Origin of the sequence: Psychrobacter sp. NPDC077938 (genome assembly GCF_044542635.1) — a bacterium.
Taxonomy (GTDB): domain Bacteria; phylum Pseudomonadota; class Gammaproteobacteria; order Pseudomonadales; family Moraxellaceae; genus Psychrobacter.
Genome location: NZ_JBITUW010000001.1, coordinates 369,575 through 395,237, shown reverse-complemented (window position 1 = coordinate 395,237; position 25,663 = coordinate 369,575). Strand labels below are relative to the sequence as shown.

At 42.8% G+C, this 25,663-nt stretch carries 19 protein-coding genes; 10 read left to right on the top strand and 9 right to left on the bottom strand.

The window, feature by feature from the left end; translation table 11 throughout:
- Nucleotides 1-306: 306 nt before the first annotated feature.
- On the top strand, nt 307-3,108 hold the full coding sequence (secA, locus tag ACIGBM_RS01670; RefSeq protein WP_191114652.1) for a preprotein translocase subunit SecA: 2,802 nt from the start codon (nt 307-309) through the stop codon (nt 3,106-3,108).
- A 241-nt stretch (nt 3,109-3,349) separates the two neighbouring features.
- Nucleotides 3,350-3,883: a hypothetical protein gene (locus tag ACIGBM_RS01665; protein WP_397476543.1), complete on the top strand. Its 534-nt coding sequence runs from the start codon at nt 3,350-3,352 to the stop codon at nt 3,881-3,883.
- A gap of 124 nt (nt 3,884-4,007) precedes the next feature.
- On the opposite strand, the gene ACIGBM_RS01660 is transcribed toward ACIGBM_RS01665, so the two are convergent.
- The 5 genes from ACIGBM_RS01660 to ACIGBM_RS01640 all read right to left on the bottom strand — a co-directional run bounded on the left by ACIGBM_RS01660 (nt 4,008) and on the right by ACIGBM_RS01640 (nt 9,972).
- The gene (locus ACIGBM_RS01660) at nt 4,008-4,574 is read right to left on the bottom strand and encodes a YsnF/AvaK domain-containing protein (RefSeq protein ID WP_290178019.1); all 567 of its coding nucleotides are present in this window, start codon (nt 4,572-4,574) and stop codon (nt 4,008-4,010) included.
- A gap of 246 nt (nt 4,575-4,820) precedes the next feature.
- Nucleotides 4,821-5,669 carry a PRC and DUF2382 domain-containing protein gene (locus tag ACIGBM_RS01655; protein ID WP_290178020.1) on the bottom strand — a complete coding sequence of 283 codons (849 nt, stop codon included), beginning with the start codon at nt 5,667-5,669 and terminating at the stop codon, nt 4,821-4,823.
- 398 nt (nt 5,670-6,067) lie between these two features.
- Nucleotides 6,068-7,249: a thiolase family protein gene (locus ACIGBM_RS01650; protein ID WP_102090797.1), complete on the bottom strand. Its 1,182-nt coding sequence runs from the start codon at nt 7,247-7,249 to the stop codon at nt 6,068-6,070.
- Nucleotides 7,250-7,358: 109 nt separating this feature from the next.
- Entirely contained in the window at nt 7,359-8,699 is a 1,341-nt protein-coding gene (locus tag ACIGBM_RS01645; protein WP_397476542.1) for a homoserine dehydrogenase, read from the bottom strand.
- Between the two features lie 418 nt (nt 8,700-9,117).
- The gene (locus ACIGBM_RS01640; RefSeq protein WP_397476541.1) at nt 9,118-9,972 is read right to left on the bottom strand and encodes a DsbC family protein; all 855 of its coding nucleotides are present in this window, start codon (nt 9,970-9,972) and stop codon (nt 9,118-9,120) included.
- A 404-nt stretch (nt 9,973-10,376) separates the two neighbouring features.
- Between ACIGBM_RS01640 and ACIGBM_RS01635 the strand changes: the two genes are divergently transcribed.
- Nucleotides 10,377-11,318: a DUF808 domain-containing protein gene (locus tag ACIGBM_RS01635; RefSeq protein WP_102090795.1), complete on the top strand. Its 942-nt coding sequence runs from the start codon at nt 10,377-10,379 to the stop codon at nt 11,316-11,318.
- 116 nt (nt 11,319-11,434) lie between these two features.
- Here ACIGBM_RS01635 and ACIGBM_RS01630 read toward each other — a convergent pair whose 3' ends face one another.
- Nucleotides 11,435-15,610, bottom strand: a complete 4,176-nt coding sequence (locus ACIGBM_RS01630) for an Rne/Rng family ribonuclease (RefSeq protein ID WP_397476540.1) — start codon at nt 15,608-15,610, stop codon at nt 11,435-11,437.
- A 1,188-nt stretch (nt 15,611-16,798) separates the two neighbouring features.
- Between ACIGBM_RS01630 and ACIGBM_RS01625 the strand changes: the two genes are divergently transcribed.
- A complete protein-coding gene (locus ACIGBM_RS01625; RefSeq protein ID WP_165598358.1) occupies nt 16,799-17,809 on the top strand; it encodes an RluA family pseudouridine synthase in 1,011 nt (336 codons plus the stop codon).
- A 133-nt stretch (nt 17,810-17,942) separates the two neighbouring features.
- Entirely contained in the window at nt 17,943-18,650 is a 708-nt protein-coding gene (locus ACIGBM_RS01620) for an HAD family hydrolase (protein ID WP_397476539.1), read from the top strand.
- Nucleotides 18,651-18,773: 123 nt separating this feature from the next.
- Here the strand turns inward: ACIGBM_RS01620 and yihA are convergent, their stop codons facing one another.
- Nucleotides 18,774-19,544 (bottom strand): ribosome biogenesis GTP-binding protein YihA/YsxC, encoded by a 771-nt coding sequence (gene yihA, locus ACIGBM_RS01615; RefSeq protein WP_397476538.1) that lies wholly within the window; start codon nt 19,542-19,544, stop codon nt 18,774-18,776.
- A 404-nt stretch (nt 19,545-19,948) separates the two neighbouring features.
- Between yihA and ACIGBM_RS01610 the strand changes: the two genes are divergently transcribed.
- The 4 genes from ACIGBM_RS01610 to ACIGBM_RS01595 all read left to right on the top strand — a co-directional run bounded on the left by ACIGBM_RS01610 (nt 19,949) and on the right by ACIGBM_RS01595 (nt 23,118).
- Nucleotides 19,949-20,284 carry a c-type cytochrome gene (locus tag ACIGBM_RS01610; protein WP_397476537.1) on the top strand — a complete coding sequence of 112 codons (336 nt, stop codon included), beginning with the start codon at nt 19,949-19,951 and terminating at the stop codon, nt 20,282-20,284.
- Nucleotides 20,285-20,602: 318 nt separating this feature from the next.
- The gene (locus tag ACIGBM_RS01605; protein WP_101205531.1) at nt 20,603-21,271 is read left to right on the top strand and encodes a cytochrome c; all 669 of its coding nucleotides are present in this window, start codon (nt 20,603-20,605) and stop codon (nt 21,269-21,271) included.
- A 354-nt stretch (nt 21,272-21,625) separates the two neighbouring features.
- Nucleotides 21,626-22,759 (top strand): hypothetical protein, encoded by a 1,134-nt coding sequence (locus ACIGBM_RS01600; RefSeq protein WP_397476536.1) that lies wholly within the window; start codon nt 21,626-21,628, stop codon nt 22,757-22,759.
- Nucleotides 22,747-23,118, top strand: coding sequence for an RnfH family protein (locus ACIGBM_RS01595; RefSeq protein ID WP_296209480.1), 372 nt, complete (start codon nt 22,747-22,749; stop codon nt 23,116-23,118). Before ACIGBM_RS01600 ends, ACIGBM_RS01595 begins: the two co-directional genes overlap by 13 nt.
- Before the next feature lie 33 nt (nt 23,119-23,151).
- Here ACIGBM_RS01595 and ACIGBM_RS01590 read toward each other — a convergent pair whose 3' ends face one another.
- Nucleotides 23,152-23,571, bottom strand: coding sequence for an outer membrane protein assembly factor BamE (locus ACIGBM_RS01590; RefSeq protein ID WP_057758247.1), 420 nt, complete (start codon nt 23,569-23,571; stop codon nt 23,152-23,154).
- Between the two features lie 317 nt (nt 23,572-23,888).
- On the opposite strand from ACIGBM_RS01590, the gene fur reads away from it, so the two are divergent.
- Nucleotides 23,889-24,323, top strand: a complete 435-nt coding sequence (fur, locus tag ACIGBM_RS01585) for a ferric iron uptake transcriptional regulator (RefSeq protein ID WP_057758249.1) — start codon at nt 23,889-23,891, stop codon at nt 24,321-24,323.
- A gap of 127 nt (nt 24,324-24,450) precedes the next feature.
- Here the strand turns inward: fur and ACIGBM_RS01580 are convergent, their stop codons facing one another.
- The gene (locus ACIGBM_RS01580) at nt 24,451-25,572 is read right to left on the bottom strand and encodes a PilT/PilU family type 4a pilus ATPase (protein WP_394124485.1); all 1,122 of its coding nucleotides are present in this window, start codon (nt 25,570-25,572) and stop codon (nt 24,451-24,453) included.
- Nucleotides 25,573-25,663 lie beyond the last annotated feature (91 nt).

Genomic DNA, 25,663 nt, shown 5'->3' with positions numbered 1-25,663 from the left:
ATTTTGAACCAAGATGCAGTGGTAGCAAACGTATAAAAATCAAAATGTGAAAAATAATAAAGTCGCTAAAAAAGCTAAGAAATTTAACAAGGTATTCGCTATTTTAACACGTCCTACTAGGTTTTTACTGTGGCAAATATCTACTCGCTGCCCTTGTATCCATCAGCGTCATAACCATATATAATGACGGCACACTTAATTGGGCGATACTAAATTAGGTAGTACTTAGTCGGGTGATGACAAGGCAGAGAGCTAAGCTTTGGCTAATGCGCACTAATTATCGAATATTCCATAGGTCAAAAAATTATGTTATCAAAGATTATAGGCAGTGTGGTTGGCACCAAAAATGACCGCGAATTAAAACGCATGCGTAAAGTGGTCAGCAAGATCAACGCACGAGAGGCTGAAATACAAGCCCTGTCTGATGAGCAACTACAACAAAAAACTGAAGAATTTAAAGCCAGACATCAAAAAGGCGAGAGCTTAGATGCATTATTGCCAGAAGCATTTGCTGTCTGCCGCGAAGCATCATTACGTGTCAACGGCATGCGTCACTATGACGTGCAGCTGATCGGTGGTATCACCTTGCACGAAGGTAAAATCGCTGAGATGAAAACTGGTGAAGGTAAAACCCTAATGGGAACCTTGGCCATGTACCTAAATGCGATCAGCGGTAAAGGGGTTCACCTAGTCACGGTCAATGATTATTTGGCCGCCCGTGATGCTGAGCTAAACCGTCCGTTGTTCGGGTTTTTGGGTATGACTGTTGGCGTGATTTACTCACAGCAGCCGCCACAAGAAAAAATCGAAGCTTATCAAGCCGACATTACCTATGGTACCAATAACGAATACGGTTTTGATTATCTGCGCGATAACATGGTGTTTAGTCTTGCTGAGAAAAAACAGCGCCCGCTAAACTTTTGTATTATCGATGAAATTGACTCAATCTTGATCGATGAAGCTCGTACGCCGCTTATTATTTCGGGTCAAGCTGAAGATTCATCACGTATGTACGCGCTGATTAATACGATTATTCCTGTGCTGATCCGTTCAAAAGACGAAGAAGCAAACAAGAATAACGAAGAAGAAGACTTCTGGATTGATGAAAAAAATCGCCAGATTGAGATCAGCGAAAAAGGCTATGAAAAAATCGAGCGCTTCTTAATCGAAGTGGGTGAGCTGGGTGAAAACGAAAGCTTATATAGCCCAAGTCGTTTGCCACTTTTGGCTCACGTTCAAGCTGCCATTCGTGCGCATCATGTGTTTGTCAAAAACGTTCACTATATTGTCGATGAAGGCGAAGTGGTCATCGTTGATGAAAATACAGGCCGTACCATGCCTGGTCGTCGCTGGTCAGAAGGTTTGCATCAAGCAGTAGAAGCGAAAGAAAACGTTGAGATCCAAGCCGAAAACCAAACGCTTGCCACCACGACATTCCAGAACTATTTCCGTCTATATGACAAGTTATCTGGTATGACGGGTACCGCTGATACTGAAGCTGCTGAGTTCAAATCTACTTACGATCTAGATGTCATCGTCATTCCAACGCATGAGCCGATTGCTCGTATCGATATGGATGACCAGATTTTCTTAACCAAGTTAGGCAAATACAAAGGTATCATTCGCGAAATTAAAGAAATTCAAGCTAAGGGCGCGCCAGTACTGGTTGGTACAGCGACGATTGAGGCCAGTGAAGAATTGTCTTACTTGCTCGACCAAGAAGGCGTCAAGCATAACGTCCTAAACGCTAAGCAGCATGAGCGTGAAGCAGAAATTATTGCACAGGCAGGTAGCCCAAAATCAGTCACAATCGCCACCAACATGGCGGGCCGTGGTACGGATATTATCCTTGGTGGTAACTGGCAGTCGTTTATCGAAGATATCGATGCGGTGAGTCCAGAGGAGATGCAGCGTCTAAAGTCTCAGTGGCAAGTCAAACATGACCAAGTTGTAGCAGCTGGTGGTTTACATATCATCGGCTCTGAACGCCATGAGTCACGCCGTATCGATAACCAGTTACGTGGTCGTGCTGGTCGTCAAGGTGACCCTGGTATGTCACGCTTTTTCTTATCGCTCGAAGATGATCTGATGCGTATCTTCGCAGGCGATCGCGTGGTCAATATGATGCGTGCGATGGGCCTCAAAGAAGATGAAGCCATTGAACATAAAATGGTCTCTAAATCGATCGAAAACGCGCAAGGTAAAGTTGAGAGTCGCGATTTTGATGCGCGTAAGAATCTACTGAAATACGATGATGTTGCTAACGAGCAGCGTAAAGTTATCTATGGTCAGCGTGATGATTTATTAGCAGAGATGGACTTATTAGAAGCCATCGAAGTGATGCATCATGAAGTATATAACGCGATGATCAATCAGTTTATTCCACCTGGTTCTATTGATGATCAGTGGAATATTGATGGATTAGAAGACGAGTTAGAAGACGAGTTCAAAATCTCAATGCCGATTAACGATTGGTTGGATGAAGATCGTCGTTTAGATGAAGAAGGGCTGCGTGAGAAAATCGTTCAAACAGCGATAGATCGTTATCACAGTCGCCGTGAGCAAATGGGTGAAAAAGATGCCGCTCAGCTTGAGCGTCATTTCATGCTACAAAGTCTAGACAAGCATTGGAAAGAGCACTTAACGCAAATGGATCAGCTACGTAAGGGTATTCATTTACGTGGTTATGCACAGAAAAACCCTGAGCAGGAATACAAGCGTGAGTCGTTTGAATTGTTCCAAATGATGCTTGGTGCGATTAAGTCTGAGACCGTACAAGACTTGTCACGTGTTCATATCCCAACCAAGGAAGAACTAGAAGCATTAGAAATTCAGCAACGTGAGAACGCTGCCCATATGCAAATGCAGTTTGAGCATGACGATGTAGATAACTTGGATAGCAATGCGAGTGGTTCAGCTGCTCAGCCGCAACCACAAAGCCGCACTCTAAACAGTGGGGCTACGGCAGCTGGCGTTGGTGCTGCTATAGCAGGTAACGGTAGTAATGCTAATGAACCAAATCCATATGCAGGTATGAATATCAGTCGTAATGCAGCGTGTCCTTGTGGCTCAGGTCTTAAGTACAAGCAGTGTCATGGTAAAATCTAGTCTTTAATCATAGCAAGTCATTAGCTATTTACTGAACTGCTATTAAAGCAAGCTCTTACCTAAAAAAGCCCTTATCTTAAGTAGATAGGGGCTTTTTCATATCTGTTAGATAACTTATGCAAACTTAAAACTTGCTAGATTGAGACCAACAAACACTTTGTATTGATTACTTACAAATTCAGCATAGGCGTGAATTTATGGACACGCTATAGTGTTTAACATATTTATTTGGGAGAGTGTCATGAGTGTAGAATTCTTAAAAAAAGTACGCAGCTCAGTAGTTTTAACAAGTTTGTTGGCTGGCGCCTTGACGGTCAGTGCTTGTCAGCAACAGGCAGAGCCAGAATCGGGAATGGAGGACGGTGCTAATACAGAAGAGTCCGTTCCAATGTCAGCGGAGCCTGCTGAACCTAGTGATGTCGTCGTCGATACCGAAGACGCTTCGCTTAACGAAGTAGAAGGTGATACCACCGCTTCAGTAAATAGCGCCGTCATGCAGATGTCGTATCTATGTACACCTGAACTAAAAGTTGAGGCGACTTATAGAGAAGATGCCAATCAAGTTGTTGTTGCAACTGACATGGGTACAGTAACGTTAAACCAGACCAATGAAGGTAGTAATCCTGAAGTGTTTGAAGTGGCGACCGCAATTGATGGTGGTCAAGGCTTCACACAATGGCGTGTAGGGCACGAAGCTCGTAAAACTGGCGTTATGCGTACTGCTGGTACCGATGAGTCAAATGTTAATACATTCGAGTGTAATGAAGCCTCGTAGTTGGTCTTTAATACTTAGTAAGTGATAGGTATTAAAAAAGCAACGCTAAGATGGCGTTGCTTTTTTATGTTGCGAAATGATCTTTATCAATCATACAAGTTTGTAGTGTCTAAATTATCAGCGCTTATTTTAACGGAGTCGTATCGGAACCATGAGCCAACAGACCTTCTTCAGTGACATCTAACTCTTCATGCTTGAGCTCTACTTGAATGCTGTCAGTATGTACATGGGTGCTCTTATTGATTTCGATGTCTTGAATAGCGTAGGTGTCTTTGGTAATAGTAGCCACTTGGCGAGATAGCACAATATCAATCGGTGCATCGCCAATCTCTATTTGTTTACCATTAATGGTCACTACAGCTTTGCTATCCAAAGAAGGCTCGACGTGGCGCAATATGTCTTTGTCATCATAGTTACCAGAGAGTAAATCTTGGCTCTCTGCGTCATGGTACTCAGTACGAATGGTGATATATTCTTCTACCAACTCAATTGGCACTTCAACAGTTTTAGTACGTGAATGCTTGGTGACGGTTACTTTACCTACATCCAAGCGTTCTTTGTTAATTACAGGACGTTCTTCTAATAGCTCTAAATGTCCAACATTAACAGTATTATTCGTCTGCTTCGTTGAGATATTTTGTTCTTTATCTAAGTTATCTTGGTAAAGGCTGTTTCCATTTTCAGTAGTCATTATTATTCCTTTATAATTATAAAATGATGAATTTCTAATAATTTAAAACGTGTATGTTAAACGACCATATATATTAACTAGCTACATTTAATACTATAAACCATTCGCTCATGTTATGAATACAAAAAAGACCAGAGACATGCTCTGATCTTAATGGCTAAACAGATGAGCTTAGCTACTTGTTACTATCATATTTAAATGATGATATAGGAAATTTACGTCGTTAAACTATGATGTATTAGCATATTACATGCCACGTGCATGGCGTACATCTTCTGCTGTGATACCATCACGGTCTACTAAGTTGCCTTCACGGTCAACCACGTTGCCGTCACCATCAACATCTAGCTCTTCGCGTTGAATGGTTTCAATCAAAGTTTCGGTATGATGATCCGTCGTTTTACCAACGTTTACTTCTTCAGAAACATACGTGTCTTTGCTGACGCGAGCACGTTCAGCCTGTAGTTCCACTTCAACTGTTTCGGTAGCATCGAGGTCACCAATGCGACGGTCTGTTGGACGATCTACGCTAGTACGTTGGATATTGGCGTGTTCTTCTTCTAAGTCTACATCGACATTGCGCTCTTCAGTAACGACATGCTTACCCACTTTTACTAGACCAGCAACGATACGGTCTTTATTTACCGTTAGACGCTCTTCTAATAACTCTAACGTATTTGGTGCGTCATAAGAGTGGTCTGCAATATCGACGCGATCTTCTACAGGGAGTGTATCAGCGGTAAATGCTTGACGATCTCTTTCGTACTGCTCTTTGTAGCTGTACTGGTAATCGTGATCGTATACTTCCATGGCTTCTACTTGTGTTTTGGTCAAGCTATCAAAGAAGACATCATCACCAACGATACGTGCTAGACCTGCTGGTACTAGTACTTCTTTTGAACTAAACCAGCCGCCTGCGTCTACGATTAAGTAACGAATACGACCAGTGGTGTCTTCTACTAAGGCACCTTCAATCTTACCAATTTTTTCTTCGTTAATACCGTAAGCAGTTTTGTGTGTTGGATCATAATAGTCATCACCAATCAAATCTTGATGAGTAGCTTGGATATCTTTTAAACGGATTAGTTGACTCATTGTTATATTCCTTTTTTGCGAGTTTATTTTTTATAATGTAATGGTTGATGTTGTTATTAGTTTTTAGTAAAACCATATTTATTGCAGTTAACGGTAAGCCAAATGAATAGCTTCCCTATCAACTTGTAGCTATCCTAACACCGTGATTTTTGATGAGATATATGAGCAAGGTAGCAAAGTGTGCGCTTGCAGTAATTGCGTGTAATAGGCTGTAAGTGGCATAACATAGGAGGGGGTAGAAGTTAACGAGTCTTTACATAGAGTAATATTCAACATTCATCGAAAGAAAGCAGACACAAAAAAACCGCATTACCATTAGCAATGCGGTTTCTCAATAAACAATAATTATCTAAGTATTATTTAGCTAACTTACTTTAAGTCAGCTAAACCTACTTTATTTAAGCAAGTTCAATAGCAACAGCTACCGCTTCACCACCACCGATACATAGCGTTGCGATGCCTTTTTTGCCACCAGTACGTTTTAGAGAGTTGATAAGCGTAATCAGAATACGAGCACCTGAACAGCCTACTGGATGGCCAAGGGCACATGCACCGCCTTCGATATTTACTTTGGCATGATCAAGTTTCAGCTCGTCCATCGCAGCCATAGTAACCATCGCAAAGGCTTCGTTAATTTCCCACAGATCTACATCATCTACTGACCAGCCAGCGCCTGCTAATACTTTTTCGATGGCACCGATTGGCGCAATGGTGAACTCGCTTGGGTGACGTGAGTTTGAGGCAGTAGCAACAATGCGAGCTTGATAGTCTAGGCCTTCAGCTTTCGCTTGTGACTCTTTCATTACTACGACGGCTGCAGCACCGTCTGAGATTGAGCTAGCATTTGCAGCAGTAATCGTACCGTCTTTAGCAAATGCTGGACGTAAAGTAGGAATGCGATCAGCATTAGCAAGGGCAGGTTGCTCATCGGTATCAACAGTTTGCTCGCCTTTGCGAGTGGCAAACGTGACAGGCTCGATCTCATCTTTAAAATGGTTGTCTTTGATAGCAGTCAGCGCACGGTTCAATGACTCAATAGCAAACTCATCCATTTGCTCACGTGTATAGCCTTTTTCATCGGCCATTTCTTGAGCAAACATACCCATTAGCTTACCAGTATCGGCATCTTCTAGACCATCTAAGAACATATGGTCTTTGACTTCTTTGTGACCCATACGATAGCCGCCACGTGAACCTGGCATGATATACGGTGCATTGGTCATTGACTCCATGCCACCTGCAACAGCGACGTTGAAGCTGCCCGCTTTGATACCATCATGCGCTTGCATGACTGCTTTTAGGCCTGAACCACAAAGTTTATTGATTGTGACAGCACCAGTCGCATCCGGTAGACCTGCTTTACGCATGGCTTGACGAGCAGGGCCTTGACCCAGACCTGCCGTCAAGATACAACCCATAATGACTTCATCAACACTGTCAGCGCTAACACCTGAGCGTTCGACGGCAGCTTTGATAGCGGCGGCACCCAGCTCGGTAGCACTCATGTCTTTTAGTGCGCCTTGAAAGCCGCCCATTGGTGTACGTGCGCCGTTTAGGATCACAATTGCATCATTTGACATCGTTATTATTCCTTGTTGTGCGTTTTGATTAAGTATCTACCAAGAAATCAGATGCCGATTGGCTAGCTTTTGCTTATATTATAAGCATCTGTCTTCTTCAGTATTTGGTTTATGCTAGCTCATCTAATCGTATGCGTACTACTTTATCAGTAATGGTCTCTAACTTTTCAATTTTTTCGATAGCAAGATTCATCTGACTCTCGATCACAGGTAGCGTCAGGATAATCACCGGCACTTGACCTACTTTATGTGCAGGTTTTTGCAAGATTGCATCGATGTTGATACCGGCATCACTTAGGATGCGCGTGATATCTGCCAGTACGCCTGGGCTGTCATAAGCATGCACACGCAAATAATAGCCAGTTACCATCTGATCGGCACGCAATATAGGCGTGTCTGATAGCTGGTCAGGGATAAATGCTAAATGCGGTACATGATGCCCAGTGTTGCTCTGATCGTCGCGGTCTTTGCTACCCAGTACACGAACCAAATCCATGACATCGGCCATCACTGCAGAAGCAGTTGCTCCAGCACCAGCACCATCGCCGCAATAGAGCGTCTGACCAAGTGGATGTGAGTTAACTAGTACTGCGTTTTTTACACCATTGACGTTAGCCAATAGCGCATCTTGTGGAATAAGTGTTGGATGTACGCGTAATTCAACCCCTGCGTCACTATCGTTTTCGCTATCTCGGCGTACTGCAAACCCTAAATGCTTGATACGGTAGCCAAGCTCTTCGGCATAGTTCACGTCTTGTAGAGTAATACCAGTGATACCTTCACAGTAGACTTTATCAAACTGTAGTGGAATACCAAAAGCGATAGAGGCGAGTAGCGCCAATTTATGAGCAGCATCAATACCTTCAACATCAAAAGTAGGATCTGCTTCTGCGTAACCCAACTCTTGCGCTTCACTTAATACGTCGGCAAAAGGACGGCCCTTATCACGCATTTCGGTCATGATAAAGTTGCCAGTACCATTGATGATACCCGCGAGCCAGTCGATTTTGTTAGCGGCAAGTGCTTCACGCATTACCTTGATAATCGGAATACCGCCTGCTACCGCTGCTTCATAAGCAACATGCACATTGTTTTCTTCAGCAAAGGCAAAAATCTCATTGCCGTGTTCAGCGAGTAGAGCCTTGTTTGCCGTAACCACATGTTTGCCGTTTTTAATGGCCTGCATAATGACGTCTTTGGCTAAGGTGGTACCACCAATCACTTCGATAACAATATCGACATTATCGCTTGCGGCAATTGCCATCAGATCGCTGTTTTGCATGATATTGGTATCAATATCATCACGCTGACGACGTGTACCGACTTCGGTAATAATAATGTCGCGTCCGCTACGGCGTTTTAGCTCATTTAAATTATCATTGATCAGATTGATCACGCCCGTTCCGACGGTGCCCAGACCAAGTATCGCTAGTTTGATGGAATTACTCACAGTATCCTCAAGAGGTTAAATACAATGAAGTCAGTATAAGCGGTGACAGTGTCAAGTGAGTCTGCGACATCAAACAGAATGTCTGTGCGCATTGTCTAGTGCTACCTGCCTATCTACTTCATCGTAGTTGAATAAAAAAAGCTCAAATAAAAAGGGTGTTGCTCATTTTGCATCGCGCTTTATCGTATCATACCGACAAGGCATTGTGACGTCTATACAATCTCATAAAAGCCAATGTTCTGAAGACTAATGTCATAAAAGCCAATGTTATAAAGACAACGTCATCAAGGTTATATCAGCTTACGATTATAAAAAAGCAGTAGCTTCAATCTTGTTTGGCATATGTATATGTCATTTATGCTTGGTTACCAGTATTAGTCACTCTAATATGAGTGATTAATACTGGTAATTCATATGATTAGTTAGCGCCTACTGCTTGTGCCAATTCTGCTGCAGGTAAGTAGCCGCCTACTTGTTGTCCTGTTTCGGTAAACACCGCAGGCGTACCGCGCACACCAAGTCTTGAGCCTAGAGCCATATGTTCTTGCACAGGATTGGCACAGCTAGGGCCTTGTACATTGGCACCGATTTTTGCTTGATCCATTGCCGCTTTACGATCCTGACTACACCAGATAGCTTCCATCTTTGGTACAGACTCTTGACTGCGTGGCCATGCCAGATAACGAACCTCGATACCGCGCGCATTGATATCATCCATTTCCGAATGTAGTTTGCGACAGTAGCCACAATCTGCATCGGTAAAGGCATAGATGACGGCTTTAGTTTCGCCTTTTGCTGGATAAATCACCATGTCTTTTTTATCGACGGCTTTTAGCGCTTCTTGTGCTGTCGTAGCAACTAGGGCAGCACTGATATCAACCGGAGCGGCATCACCCACAGCGATGATCTGACCTTGAATAATATGCTTGCCAGCTTTATCAGTAAAGAAAGAAGGTAGACCTTCAGCGGTCACCCAATAAATACCATCCATATCTGTCGGTACGGCTGAAACGATAGTTTCCTCGATACCAGAGCTTTTTAGGTTCGCCTGTAACGCCTTCACCACGGTTGCATCATTACCAGCTGAGGGATTAGTAGAAGTGGCTTTTGTCTGTGCAGCGTTTACAACACTGGTATTGCTGGTTGCATCAGCGGCATTGTTTGAGCAGCCAGCAGCGATACCAACTAACAGTGCACTCATCATAAAACGAGATAGAATGGTACGAGAAAGAGGATTACGCAAAGTGGGGTTTTTGATAGTGGGGAACGGCATACGGGTTTCCTATAGGCGTCGCGCCTAATCATGAGTTCGTTATAAAAACGCTATAAACTTTTCTATATAGTAATGTGTCTTGGCAGTGTTTTAAAGGTCTAACATTGAAGAAGTTCTTATAACTTATTGATAATAAAAGATAGGTAATAACAGCCTTCATATTACCATATTTACGCCAAATAATAGCAAAGGGAAGGCAGCCAAGAAGTATCAATAAAGCCAACTTTAAAGAATAGCTATCAACATAAATTCAAAAAACAAGATACATTTGTGCTATTTAACATAGTTGCTTGAACTTGTAGTCTAAGGCTAATCGTATTGTTTTTATAAAAATCTATATAAAATGCGTTGTATAAACTATTTGAGAACGACTTACTTTAACAAATTTGCTTTAAGGAGCACACATGGCAGGTGCCAGTTTATTAACCTTACTCGATGACATCAGCGTCTTAATGGATGATGTGAGCGTCATGACCAAAGTTGCCGCCAAAAAAACCGCGGGTTTAGTTGGTGATGATTTAGCACTCAATGCCGAGCAGGTCACAGGGGTTAAGCCAAATCGTGAGCTCCCCGTCATTTGGGCAGTTGCCAAAGGCTCTGCCGTGAACAAAGTGATTTTAGTACCAGCGGCGCTATTGATCAGTTATTTTATACCGTGGTTGATTACTCCGCTATTGATGATCGGAGGGTTATACCTGAGTTATGAAGGGGCTGAGAAGGTCATTCACAAGTTTTGGCCGAAGTTGTTGCCTCATGATGAAGAGCAAAATGCTCGTTTAAAAGCCAACGCAGATGAGTCGGTAGATTTGGTCGCGTTTGAAAAGGACAAAATCAAAGGTGCCATACGTACAGACTTTATCTTATCAGCTGAGATTATTGTTATCTCTTTAGGCGCAATTACAGCAGCTGGTGGCGATATTGTCCAAAAAGGCATCGTACTTTCGATAGTGGCTGCTGTCGTGACTGTCGGTATTTACGGCTTAGTTGCAGGCATCGTAAAGATTGATGATGCAGGTCTGCACTTGATTGAAAACTCACAAGCAGGTGATAGTAAGCGCAAGTTTGGCGAGTTTATGCTTGCAGCTGCGCCAAAGCTTATGAAGTTTTTATCCATAGCGGGCACGATTGCGATGTTCTTGGTGGGCGGCGGTATTATCGTTCACGGTATCGGCTTTTTGCATCACAGTGTAGAAGATATTGCTCATCTTACTGGGGTATTTGAAGGGTTAACCGCGTCATTGTTAAATGGATTGGTCGGACTGATTGTTGGCGCTATTGTAGTAGCTATTGTTACTACTATTGGCAAAATGCGTGGTAAAGATGACACAGCGTCTTCTGCGCACTAAGCTTATCTGCTTTCTATTGTCTCTCGTTTGAATTAGCAAGTAAGTTTGACTGTATCAAAATAAAAAGCCCCATAGCTACGAATAGCTTTGGGGCTTTTACATTTGAGCTTATGTAACTAGCTATCGCTATCTGTATCATCAGATGCGAGCTTTTCAGCTTGCGTCGGCTTCTTATGATCCGTCTTAGGCTTACGACTGCGTGCCTTTGGTACTTTTGGCGTAGTCAGATTAAACATACCAGTCTGTGGTAGTAATTGCTCAGCCACATTTTCGATCATGTTTTTATAACTGGCTATGGTCGTTTTAGACTTAGCCGCCTGACTGTCGTCTTTGCTAGCTTCTTTAGTAGCTTCCTCTACTACCGATTCAGTCGTCTGCTCAGTCTCTGCTACTACGTTTTCTGCAGCATCTTCTACTTCATTGACAGTTTGCTCTGCAGGGATTTCGACTTCTGCATCCTTAGCTTCTGACTGAGCACGCTCGACTTCTAGCAAGTGCTCACTATCAGCACTGACGTTTTCTGTCTGTGTCTGATTGGCGAGGGCAGTTGCTTCAACGTCATGCGCATCGACTTCGCTATCGGTTTCGGTTTGCTCGACGATAGCTTGTTCAGCAGGTACGCTCAATACAGCTGGTTCCTGATAATCAGGATGCTGACCACGTGGATCATTGCTAGCACGCTTAGTGATAGCACGTGGCTCAACGTCTGTCTTACCTTGCGCGGCTGCGAATTGACTGACCGCTTGGGTCATCGATTCAAAGCGTGCAAGGTAGTCGGCAGCCAATGGTTGATAGCCATAGTTGCTAAAGTCAAAGCTCTGGCTAGCAGCATCAGAGCTATTAGCAGTACTCTGAGATTGCTCATTATACAAAGCAATAGTCGCGATAAAGCAGTTGATAATGCCTTCTTCCGCTAAGCGCGTTTGCGCTTCTGGTAGCGTGGCACGAATAAACTCACCAACCGTACCACGTATTGCTGACACATTAGTAGCAGCTGGCTTGTCCGCTTGCGCGGCGTGCTTAGCAAGTACTACACGTGGATCGTTACTCGCTTGCCCAAATTTCTCAGCAGTCACGTAACGTGTGCCAAATAGTGCTTCATGGGTTAGCTCAAGTGCTGAGTTATTCACATTACTTGTGCTTGCACTATTACTGTCAGCCTGAGTACTTTGAGCTTCATCACTTTTACTCACATTTTCAGCAGTCTTGGTTTCCTGCTGTTTTGGAGTCTGAGTTTCTTTAGCTTCTTCTACGTCAGCAGTTACCGATGTTGGAGCTTCCGCTTTACTTTCGGTGTTACTCGTAGAAGTCGATGATGCCTCTACAGCTACAGGTGCTTTTTTCTCTTCAGCAGCTTGCTCGTGCTTAGGCGCATCGTTCTGCACCTTAGCGTGTTCGGTAGATCCACGCTTATCATCATTTACCTGATTAGCATGGGTTTCCACCGTACTTTTTTCATTATCACTTTTCTTATCAGTGTTCGGAGCACTGGTGTTTTGCTTATCAATGTTCTGCTCATTGCTACTATGCTTATCAGTAGGTTTTTGAGCGGCGGTTTCGTTTGAACGCTCATCTTTTGCTACGTTATTCGTCGCGCTTTGCTTCTCACTAGGCTGAGTTTTAGCCTGTGTAGATTTGCTATCATCTAAAGATAGATGCACCACTTCAGGCGCTTTTAGCTCAGTTGGCGCTTCATTGACCTGTAGCACGACCTCGTTAGGGTCTTGATTGCGACGTGCACTATGTTGATTTTTGCTATTGGCAGCATCGTGGTTTCTAGCGTTCTGCTGCTTGCTGTGCTTAACGCTGTCAGCCGTTAGTGTTTCACCGCGCTCTAGCTTACCGCGTGAGCCGCGTTGGCTATGCGATTTACGCTTAGTACGAGTTTGCTCATCTGCTTTAGAGCTGTTTTCGTTATCAGCATCACTGCGCTCGCTTGCGTTACGATTGCTGTTCTGTTGATTGCTATCTTGGCGGTTATTACGATTGCGATCGTTCGTGCGTCTGTTGTCGTTTTGACGCTTGTCTTGCTGTCTTTGGTCTTGAGTATCAGACGATTTGTCATCAGCATTGTTTGAGTTAGTACTTTCTGAGCTACTGTTTACGTTGCCAGCAGTCTCGTCAGTTGCCTCTTTTCTTTGACGCGGCTTAGAAGATCTAGACTTACGCGGCTTACGTCTTCTTCTGTCTTCATTGCTGCTGTCGTCAGTATCGTTGTCATTACGACGCGCCTGTTGACGATTAGCGTTGTTATCTGACTGTTGGCTTTCGTTTTTCTGACTGTTGCTTTGTTGAGTTGGCTGCTCACTAGTTGTTGCAGCGGCACTATTCAAGGCATTGCTATCAACTTGACCAAACGAGCCTAAGCTTTGCGCGCCAGTGTTTACTAGCGCTTCGATTGCTTCAGCGGCATCTCGGCTACTAACACTAGGCGTCGTAGTGGCTTGCGGTGCTTGAGCAAATAGGTTTGATAACCACGCGACGGCTTTTGGTTGAGCAATAGCTTCGACACTCTGTGTCTGCGGTGCTACTGGAGCGGCAACACTATCAGCTTTATTAGCTTGCGGTGCATGTGCAGGCGACACATCGTTGGTATTTTTATGATTACGACGATCATTGCTATGATTTACCGTATCGTTCTGTGCTTGCGTGGCTGCATTCGGCTGAGTGTTTGAGCGGTTCTGCTTATCATCTGTATTTTTACGAGGCTGACGAGTAGGCTGCTGTTCAGGACGCTCTTTTTCAGCAGTCTGCCAGTCAACGTTGTAGCCAAGGTCACTGTGCTCTTGCTGCTGAGTATCAGTAATACGCTCATAGCTCGATGGTGCAAAGCCATCACGGTTGAAATGAAGCTTGAAGTTTGGTGATTCTAAATGCGCGTGTGGCAAAATAGTGATACGCGTGCCACTGTCTTGCTCAAGATAAACCAAGCTATCGCGCTTTTCATTTAATAAGAATGCAGCGATATCTGTTGGGACTTCTGCTTGTACTTCACCTTGGCGTTCTTTAAGGGCGATTTGCTCAATTTGACGCATGATAGATAGCGACAATGAACGCAAGTCACGAATCATACCGTTGCCATGACAACGTGGGCAGATATAGCCTGTTGACTCTTCTAATGAAGGACGTAGACGCTGACGGCTCATTTCCATTAGACCAAATTTAGAGATATCGCCGAACTGAACGCGCGCACGATCGTATTTGGTCGCATCGATTAGACGTTTTTCTACTTCTTTTTGATGCTTATTGTCATTCATGTCAATGAAGTCAATAACAATCAAACCACCCATATCACGCAAACGAAGCTGACGAGCAATCTCATCGGCCGCTTCTAAGTTGGTATGGTAAGCGGTCTCAGCAACGTCTGAACCCTTGGTGGACTTAGCTGAGTTAATGTCGATAGAGACTAGTGCTTCTGTTTGGTCAATAACGATTGAACCACCTGATGGCAAACGAACTTCACGCTGATAAGCGGTTTCGATTTGTTTTTCAATATTGAAGCGCGAAAACATCGGCTCATAATCGGTATATTTGCGTAGCTTTTCGGCTTGTTTTGGCATTACCGCATCGATAAAACCGGCCGCTTCAATGTAAGCGTTTTCGTTATCAATCCAAATCTCAGCGATATCATCACGTAGATAATCACGAACAGCACGTGTGACAACGCCCGCTTCTTGGTGAACCAAGCGCGGTGATGGGTATTTTTGGTTTTGTTCTTGAATGGCTTGCCAAATGTTGAGCAAGTGATTTAAATCGTGCTGCAAGTCTTCTTGAGTTTTACCAATACCAGCAGTACGGATGATGACACTCATGCCTTTTGGTAAATCAAGGTTGCTCAGCATGCGTTTCATATCTTCGCGCAGTTTGCCTGAGATTTGACGTGAGATACCACCGCCGCGAGGGTTATTTGGCATCAATACCAGATAGCGACCGGCTAATGACACATACGTCGATAGGGCAGCGCCTTTATTACCACGCTCTTCTTTTTCGACTTGGACGATTAGCTCGTCGCCTTCTTTGATCAGTTTTTTGATATTTTCGTCACGTGGGTTGCCGCTTAGGTATTCAGCAGAGATTTCACGAATCGGCAAAAAGCCTTGACGCTGAGAACCGTATTCGACAAATACTGCTTCAAGCGATGGCTCGACACGGGTCACATGACCTTTGTAGATGTTAGATTTTTTTTGCTCGCGAGTACGGTTTTCTAGGTCGAAATCGTACAGATGATTGCCTTTACATAAGGCGACACGAATCTCTTCGTTTTGAGTGGCGTTGATCAAAATGCGTTTCATATTTGTATCCTATGAGTACGCATGACAACGATAAGACAGTCTTTAGGACATAGTGGCAAGTGTGGCTAATATTGTGATTAGCGTGTGTAGATGTTCATTAACGGTAGAACGTAAATCGTAGGTTTCATAAAGCACATGGGCTTTTTCAATGGCTTCTTTTTTACCTGAAGTAATGAGCGGCGCTCACGTTAATATCAGTAATATAGGGTGTAAGGCTACGGTACTTATATTTTATCATCAGTAAACTTGGTACATATATGATTGGGTCAGCGAGTCAAAGCGCTCTTATTCTCAGTACGTTCTATTGGTAGTGATTTCAGCGCACGTTGTAAGCGTGGGCGAGGGTCAGTTACAGTTCTAAAAAATACTGATATTAAAAAGGCGTGGTGCTGTTGCCATTCATCCATCAAAGTCTAACAATAATATCGCGGTCATGATTACTACTATATAGTGGTGTCATTCAGCGGTTGTTTTTCAGGCGAAGCAATTGGTTACTCTTTGTTTATCGTTCTTTGTATAACGTCAATAATATCTTGGGTGTCTCAAGGTTAGGTGTCGCAGCTTTTGTTATCAGCGGGGCGTACTTGGCAAACAGAGTAATGGACCAGCTTGTCAGCGTGGTATCGTATTTACATTGTTATCGTCATCTGTTTGACCACCAATACTTAGGCAGCTATCGATATACTTTTCGATCCTAACGCTAAACTACCCATACTTGCTCAACTATGCTGGCATAAAGAACCATCAGATAAATAGTCATTAGATAATGATTGGTTATCGAGTACGGTCGTTGTCATGCAATTAGTGAGTCAGTGTTGTGTTGTAATCGGTTAATAAGCTGATTTATTATCAGCGTTATTAACGCGATGGTATTTAGTGTCACTATTTATTTTATGGTACCGAATAAGATTCAGTACAGTATTTTTAATTTGTAGGGCTATATTTGGTAAGTAGTACCTCTAAATAAATAACGCGCCCTAAAATCAGATGAAACGTGTCATGTCAGCAGCATAAATAGTGTCAACCTCTTTACTGGCGAGTAGTAGAAAACTGACAAGCAATAAAATGGTGGTCAACTATTTGTAACAACAATGATTATTGCTGTCGCCTCTGCTTAATTGTCGCTCAACATGCTAAACTATAGCAAATCTTTGTGTAAATACCTAACTAAAAATGACAAACTCAAAAATGACTGACGACGCTACTACCCATGAAGCCCCTGCTATTTTTAATAGCAAAACACGCCCACAAAGCGCTGACGATGAGATTAGCAACTTCGGTAAGGTGAACTACCTCGAAGTAACGCGCCATCAACACGACCAGCGTTTGGATAACTTTTTGTTAAACCGTTTAAAAGGTTTGCCAAAATCACATATCTACAAAATGATTCGCTCAGATGAGATACGCGTCAACAATAAACGCTGCAAAGCACACGATAGAGTGCAGCGTGAAGATGTGGTACGTATTGCTCCTGTAGAGCTAGCAACGCGCGAGAAACCAATTATTAGTACCGAGTTCGCCAAAAGCTTGCTGGCTCGCGTGGTCTATGAAGATGACGGTTTGCTAGTGCTGAATAAGCCTTCTGGTATCGCTGTGCATGGCGGTAGCGGTTTGGACTTTGGGGTTATCGAAGCCATGCGTGAAGTGACAGGTAAAAAATACTTAGAGCTGATCCATCGCATCGACAAAGACACATCAGGGCTACTGATGATTTCCAAAAAACGCTCAACGCTCAAAGTATTGCAGCAGCATTTGGTAGATAAGACCATTCAAAAGCACTATCTATGTCTTGCCAAAGGTCAACCTGCGCTTAATGAGCAGCGTATCAATGCGCCATTGCTACGTTACACGCTTGCCAGTGGTGAGCGCCGAGTGAAAGTAGATAGCCAAGACCCACAAGCGAAAGAAAGCCAGACTGATATTATTATTCATGATCGCTTTATGATTAATAGTCAGCCAGTCAGCTTAATTGAAGCCAAGCCATTGACGGGTCGCACTCATCAAATCCGTGTGCATTTGGCGCATATCGGTCATGCTATCTTGGGTGATGACAAATACAACGTTCATGACAAATCAGGCGTCCATCGTCTGTGTCTACATGCATGGCGCTTAGACATCCCAGGCTACAAGACTATTACTGCGCCATTGCCAGACGATATGGCAGATTGGTTACCAGAAACAACGAAATTGCCTGAATAGTTTTTCAAAATCAATTCTTAAGCCAAACTATTTTTGTATTTTTCTAAACGTCACGATATCTTATTTTTACGAATAAGCCACCGTGACGTTTTAGTATCTGCTATTTATTATTGTTATTCATCAAGGTGACTCCATGACCAAACCAGCTATAACTTCAGAACGCATCATAAATGCTCAACCATCAGCAGAAGATAATCTGTCTGACAAGACATTGATTATATTTGATTGGGACGGCACGCTAATGGATTCAATCGGTCTAATCGTTGAGTCTATGCATGTGGCTGGGGAAGCACACGGGTTTGAGACGACTGATAAAGCCGTAAAAGATATCATTGGTCTGAGCTTAATGAATGGCATCAAGCTTTTATATCCGCAGGCAAACGATACGCAGTTGCTTGAGATTCAGCGAACCTATGCAGAGTACTATATTGCTAATAGTCACAGTACGCCGCTCTTTGAACCAATAGAGGGTATGTTGCAAGTTTTGCAACAGCAAAGCAAAACGCTCGCCGTAGCAACTGGTAAAAAAAGAAAAGGGCTAGATCGTGTACTAGATGCCTCAGATAGCCATGATTATTTTGCGATTACGCGTTGTGCTGATGAGTCAGGCTCAAAACCTGATCCGCAGATGTTGACCGATATTTTGGATTATACGCAGCAGCAGGTTTCTGATGCTGTGTTTATCGGTGACAGTATCTATGACATTCAAATGGCAACAGCATTAGGCATGACCAGTATAGCGGTGAACTATGGTACGGCAACGAGTGCAGAGCTTGCGGAGCAAAATCCAACCTATCAAGTTGATACTCCACAAGCGCTAGTGGATTTGCTATGCGGGTAGAGCTACTTTTATAATCCTCGTTATTTTTATAGCATACCGATGATAATAATGAGTGAATAAACAGGCAATAAAAAAGGGTTTATCGTAATAGCGATAAACTCTTTTTGTTAAAGACAAGGATATTTATTTGTTTTCTTTATCAACGCTCTCTTTTTCAACGCTTTCCTTTTCAATAGCGTCTTCTAACTCAGCGCCTTCTAGCAATGCAAAAGAAGACTCAATGATTTTGTCTGCATCAAGCTGATACTCATACCAGTTGCCCATTATTCCAGCCAACTCATCGAGACCTTCTTTTCGAAGGGCTGAAAATAACTGAATGGTACAGTCTAAGCCCAGTTTTTTCAGGCGTTTACGAGTTTCAAGGAGGGCATTTTTAGAAGCACCGTACTTCAGTTTATCTGCTTTGGTCAGCAGAATATGTACTGGTAGCTCACCATCGTTTGCCCAGTGCAGCATTTGCTCATCAAAAAACTTAAGCGGATGGCGAATATCTGTCATCAATACCAGACCTGCAAGGCTTGAGCGTGATACCAAGTATTCTTCTAGCTCAACCTGCCATTCTTTTTTCATCTCTAGCGGAACAGCTGCATAGCCGTAACCAGGCAAATCAACCAAACGTCTGTCAGTATCACCGATACTAAAAAAGTTAATCATCTGCGTGCGTCCAGGTGTCTTAGACGAGCGAGCCAATTGACGCTGATTGGTTAAGGCGTTGATGGCTGATGATTTGCCAGCGTTTGAGCGACCTGCAAAAGCGACTTCCAATCCCATATCAGGAGGACAGAGACGAAAGGTAGGTGCTGACATCATAAACTCAGTTTGCTGAATTTTCTGACGAGATTTGGTATTGAACACAGCATGTTCAGCGGCGACATCGTTAAACGGGGTACTCATAAATGGCTCATTAATCTTAAAAAATTGGATGCGATTATAAAATTTTAGTTAGCTGATGATTCAAGTCATCGATACAGTCAGGTAATTGGTCAAGCAATAAGTAAATCAAGTTAAAAGGCTATTTTTTATCAATACAGTTATATGCAAGTCATAAAAGTAGCTATTTAATATTACTGGCTATTCTATACTATTCCGTGTCTTACTTATTGAAATAACTGCGATTAGCATCATATAAATAGTAGGATAACATTAAAGTTGGTTAGTCATTAAGACAAGTTCTCAGCTTTAACAAAGCCATATCCAAATTCTCTATGTTTATATGACATATATTGTTACAATGTTTAACGAGAGATGTTTAATAGAACGATTGATGAGACACGTGAAATATCACGAGGAGGTGCTCTATGTTTTCAATCAGTAAACTTCTTAGCACGAGTTATCGCGCTATAACGGCTAGCAGTGCTGCACTATTATTAAGTGGCATTATGATTAGCAGCGCAGGTGCAGCGGATATCGCCACTACCTATAATAACTCATGTGCAGCCTGTCACGATAGTGGGGCGTTAAATGCCATTAAAAAAGGTGATAGTACCAAGTGGCAACAGCTGATTAAACAAAAAAGTATGCCGACGCTCATTAAGTCTGTTAAAGGTGGTATGCCGCAGATGCCAGCAGGTGGTCTTTGCGACAAATGTAGTGATGACGACTATCGTAAACTTATCGAATATATGAGCAAATAATCGACTTATAAATATAAGTTAAGCATATAAAATAAAGCGCTGGGCTGATAACCTATCTGCGCTTTTTGTTTTTGCGTCATATTGTATATTGTGTTGCCAGAAAACTGATGGATACTATGATTAAGTAGGCAAATGATACAAAGTCTTGCTATAATAATCGAAAATAAACCCTGATGTTAGTAAGTACTTTCAGACTGCTTGTGTCCAAGACCTTAAAATATACGCCATTCTCATGATTAAAGAGACGGCTATATCAGGTATCTTACCAGTGCAATCACTCTAAATAATGCTTACGCCGAGCTAGTAGGATTTGTATCAATGAAAAAGTTAATCGCTGCTGCCAGCTTATGCGTTGCAAGTTTCAGCGTACAAGCTGCTATTATTGTTCCTGAATATGACGTCAATGCAGGTCAAAAAGTTGCAGAAACCGTTTGTGCCGCTTGTCATGGTCTTAATGGCGTCAGCATTGTTCCTGCACAGCCAAACCTTGGCGGCCAAAACGTAAAGTACCTATATAAACAGCTAGTCAACTTTAAAGCAGGTTATCGCAAAAACGGTATCATGCAGTCACAAGTTGCTAATCTGTCTCAGCAAGACCTAGCAAACGTAGCAGGTTATTACGCCAGTCAAGCGCCTTGGGGCGTTGGCTACGGCAATCCTGCAACCAACCAAGAAGCGACTAAGCTATTCTTGGGCGGCGACAAGTCGCGCGGTGTTATTGGCTGTGCCGGCTGTCATGGTCCAGATGCTGCAGGTAATACTTGGGCTGCATTTCCAAAACTAGGTGGACAGCATGCTCAGTATATTGCTACTCAGCTAAAACTATTCCGTGCCGCTGGACGTGTTGATGATATCGATAGCGATGACCAAAAACGAGTCAATGATGCAGCCAAAGAAGGCGAGATGGGTATGATGCAAACGGTTGCATCGAAACTATCAGATCGTGACATTCGTATCTTGTCAGATTATGTAAGTGCTATTCACTAATTGAGTCGCACTGATGCGATATCTGATACATACTTGGCTTTGCATAGAAGGCCATTGAATAAAGCCACTGAGTATTGAATCGCATATCGATTATATCTGAATGACTAAACCCCGATTTCGGGGTTTTTTTATAACTGTTTGTCCCTTATATTAAGACAGTATTTAGTTGAATTCATTTACAGAAGCCAGTCGTTGCTCTGTATAATTATAAATTATCGTTATTCACTTTATACCAATTTTCAAAATACGATTAGTCTTGTCAAACATGTTCGGTCTGCTATGCGTAGTACGTGCACTTGTCTTGTTTGCTACTCCAGTTTTTGTGAATGGTATTAGATCGTTTGGATTGAAATTATGATGATCCGTTATGCTTCTTATTTTATCGCGGCGCTACTACCGTTATTGCTATTTCGTTGGTTTGCACCTGCGTCAATTGGTGAGATTGACTTTTGGTTACTATGGCTATTAGCCATGGTATTGGTTGCGCTGCCAGTTGTTTACGCTGAGATAGCATTGGCCTATCGTAGCGTTGAAGGCCCTCTAGCGGGTATGCAAAAGCTCACTCGTGAAGCAGATGTCAGTCCGATCTGGCGCAGCTTTGGTTGGTTAGCGGCGCTGGTTTCTATTGTGATTGCAGCGTTGGTTATATCTAGCGCAAGTACGGGTATATTGTCTGCATTAACTGAGCTAAATAGCGTACCTGATGTACCTAGCTTCGCAGTTGCTGCAGGCCTGATGGTCATTGCATTACTCTTAAGCTTGCTGGGTATTACGCCTTTACCTATTGGTTTGGGATTGATGGTAATAGGGTTGCTACTAGGGTTCGCAAACGGTGTACCAAATGCTGGTTTTGCCATGACTGATGTCAGTTTGACGGAATGGGCACGCGCAGTCGCGTTAGCGTTAGTGAGTGTCGGTGCGGGTACAGGATTATACTGGTTCGGTCAAAACCTAGTGAGTAAGCAGACAGTCACAGCGGTAGAAGCAAACAATCAGCAAGTAAAAAACAGAGCGGCTACTCGTGAGTACCGTGCAACTAAGCTGGTGTTACCGATTTGGGTGTTGCAACTGCTGATAGGAGTAGTGGCTTTATTTACTAGTGGTATGTCGCTACCGCCGATTGGACAGCTGTTATATTGGGGCGGGGTGTTATTTGTGGCGAGTTACTTGCTACATTACAGCACGCAACAGTTAGCGCATAAATTTGGATTATTGGTTAGTTTGATAATCACTTTTGCTGTAGCTTTATTACTAGTGGTTGCGATACCGACAGCATGGTTAGTTGGCATCTTGGTCATTATTAGTAGCATTGCTGTACTACTATTATCAGTATTTGCGGGTTGGCAGATGAAGATTAGCCATCTACGCAAGTCGTTAAATTTTAGTAATGAAGCAGTTTATAACTTGTGGCGAGTGGCGATACGTTTAGTCGTACCATTAGCATTGCTGCTAGCATTGATAGGTTGGGTGATGCAGTGGTTGAGCTAACAGTCGAAGGTCGTGACAGCAGTGTGCCACAGTCTACGCAAGCCAATCTAATGACCGTATATCTGGCGTATGCTGAAGATGAGCAGCGCCAGCATTATCTAGCTTTGCAGGTTAGACAAGGTACTAGTTTGCGTGAAGCATTGGCGCAAGCAGGATGGCTTGAGAAATTTGTAGAACTGGCAAAGTGGTGTGAGCAAGTAATAGATATCACCACGCCAACTGCGAAACGTTGGCATGTAGGGATTTATGCACAGAAACAGCCATTAAGCTATTTGCTACAGCCTTTTGACCGTATCGAGGTATATCGCAGTTTAAGCGCTGATCCTATGTCTCAGCGCAAAAATAAATCTCGTAGCTAACCGTTAACTATCTAAGCTAATAGGTTTCGCTAACTATGATGCTGGCAGACTCTCAATACCTTCGATGCGCGTGACCAAACCATTATCATCAAAGTAAACAACTAAATGCTGGCTGGCGTTTTTGACATCTGCGATGCCTTTACGGCTACCTTCAGTGCCTGCTTTGTAGTCATAGATATAATCCCAGCGTTTAGGCTCAAGCGTATCTCGAATCGCAGGGCTGCCAAGAGTATAAAGAACTTGGTTTTGATTCATCCCCACTTTTAGCTTCTGGGCTTGGGTTTGAGTAATCGCTGTGCCTTGTGGCAAATCAATCTTATAAACACTCAATAATGAGCAGCCAGACATAGCAACAGTAGCGCTAAGCATACTGGTGATAACGATCTTACGTAATGCGCTTGTGTGGCTTAACGGACGGAAATTTAATGTCTTTATCATGGTAAGATGACTCATAAGAAATGAATTAGGTGTGGCCAGCGTTAGGTGGTACCAGTCTGACCGACAATCTTGGACAAATGATACGTCATTTACTTGCAATTGCCTACCACTTACGACATTATTTACCAAACACAATCTGAATAGTTAGATTAATTATATTTTAAATTCATAGGCTTGCATCTCGATATTTAGAAAATAATAAGAGAGATGTCTGCATAAGTTTCATCAGTTTATTATTAATCATTTACTTTATATTAAATAAAAATAATCTTTGTTGATTATTTATCTCATATTTTCTATTTGTTAAGGCTGTCACAGTCAAAAGGGATATTATGGCTTCTTTTACCAATCAAGATTTACGTAGAGCAGGACTCAAGGTCACGTTACCTCGTATCAAAATTTTAGAGCTATTAGAAAGCGCAGAGCTGCATCATATGAGCGCAGAGGAAGTATATAAGGCACTTATCGAGCAAGGTGAAGACGTAGGTCTTGCCACTGTCTATCGTGTCCTAACACAGTTTGAGCAAGCAGGTATTGTTGAGCGTCATAACTTTGAAAACAATCTATCTGTATTTGAGATTACCCAAGAAGAGCATCACGATCATCTAGTTTGTGATGTGTGTGGCAAGATTATAGAGTTTCATAATGAAGTCATTGAAGAAGAGCAGCTGAAAGTAGCAGAAAAACATGGTTTTAAATTATCTGGGCATTCTCTTGTGCTATACGGCATTTGTGCGGATCAAGCCTGTAGAGATAGCGCGAAGTAATTATCTAGCGTATAAGTAGAAACGCTTATTTCTATCAGTACTACGATGTCGAACAATAAAAGAAGCCCTCGTTATAAATAACGAGGGCTTTTTTTATATGTCTATTATGCGTAGAAAGCGCAATAATTTAGCTAACATCTAACGATAAACTATCAGCACCTTCATCTAAATTAGCTTTACCGTTTTTGCTACTGAGCTTAATTTTGAGGCGTAGATCGTTAGGAGAGTCGGCATGTAGAATCGCTTCTTTATACGTTATCTCTCCTTGTTCGTACAAATCAAAAAGCGCCTGATCAAAGGTTTGCATACCACTGTCTCGTGAGCGTGTCATCACATCTTTGATTTCATGGACTTCCCCTTTACGGATATAGTCACTGATCAGCTGCGAATTTAGCAAAATCTCAATAGCAGCGCGTCGTCCTTTACCGTCAGGCGTGGGTATAAGTTGCTGGGCGATAATAGCTTGTAGGTTCAACGACAAGTCCATAAATAACTGATTATGTCGACTGGTTTCAAAGAAGTGAATGATACGATCGATTGCTTGGTTAGCGTTGTTTGCGTGCAACGTTGCAAACACTAGATGGCCAGTTTCTGCGTACTGAATAGCATAGCTCATGACTTCACGGTTACGAATCTCACCGATTAAGATGACATCGGGTGCTTGGCGTAGCGTGTTTTTTAGGCCTGCTTCAAATGAATGGGTATCGATACCAACCTCACGTTGGGTGATAATACAGCCGCGATGTTTATGGACAAATTCGATAGGGTCTTCTATCGTAATAATATGACCATGAGAATTTTGATTGCGATGTCCTATCATTGCAGCAAGGGTAGTGGATTTACCCGTACCCGTTGCGCCAACTAATAGAATAATACCGCGTTTTTTCATGGCCAATTCTTTTAACGCTGGCGGTAAACGTAACTCTTCGACCGTTGGAATGTTGTTTTCAATTTTCCGTAAAATCATTCCTGCCATATCACGCTGTATAAATGCACTGACTCGAAAACGTGCTTGCTGCGCCTCATCAGCAATAGCAAACTGACACTCATTGGTATCTTCAAACTCTTTTCGTTGGCTTGGCGTCATCACACCCTTGACCAACCTCATGGTTTGCTCAGCACTCAAGGGCGTTTTACCAACAGGCAGTATCTTTCCATTGACTTTCATGGAAGGCGCTACATCAGCAGTAATAAAAAGGTCAGAGCCATTTTTATTAATCATTAACTGCAATAGTTTATCAATGTCCATATCGTACCTGCACTAGATGTAAATCAATTAAGAAAATATTTAAAATCATGCTATAAAGTTCGTAAGTAGAAGGCTATTAAATAATAGTGGA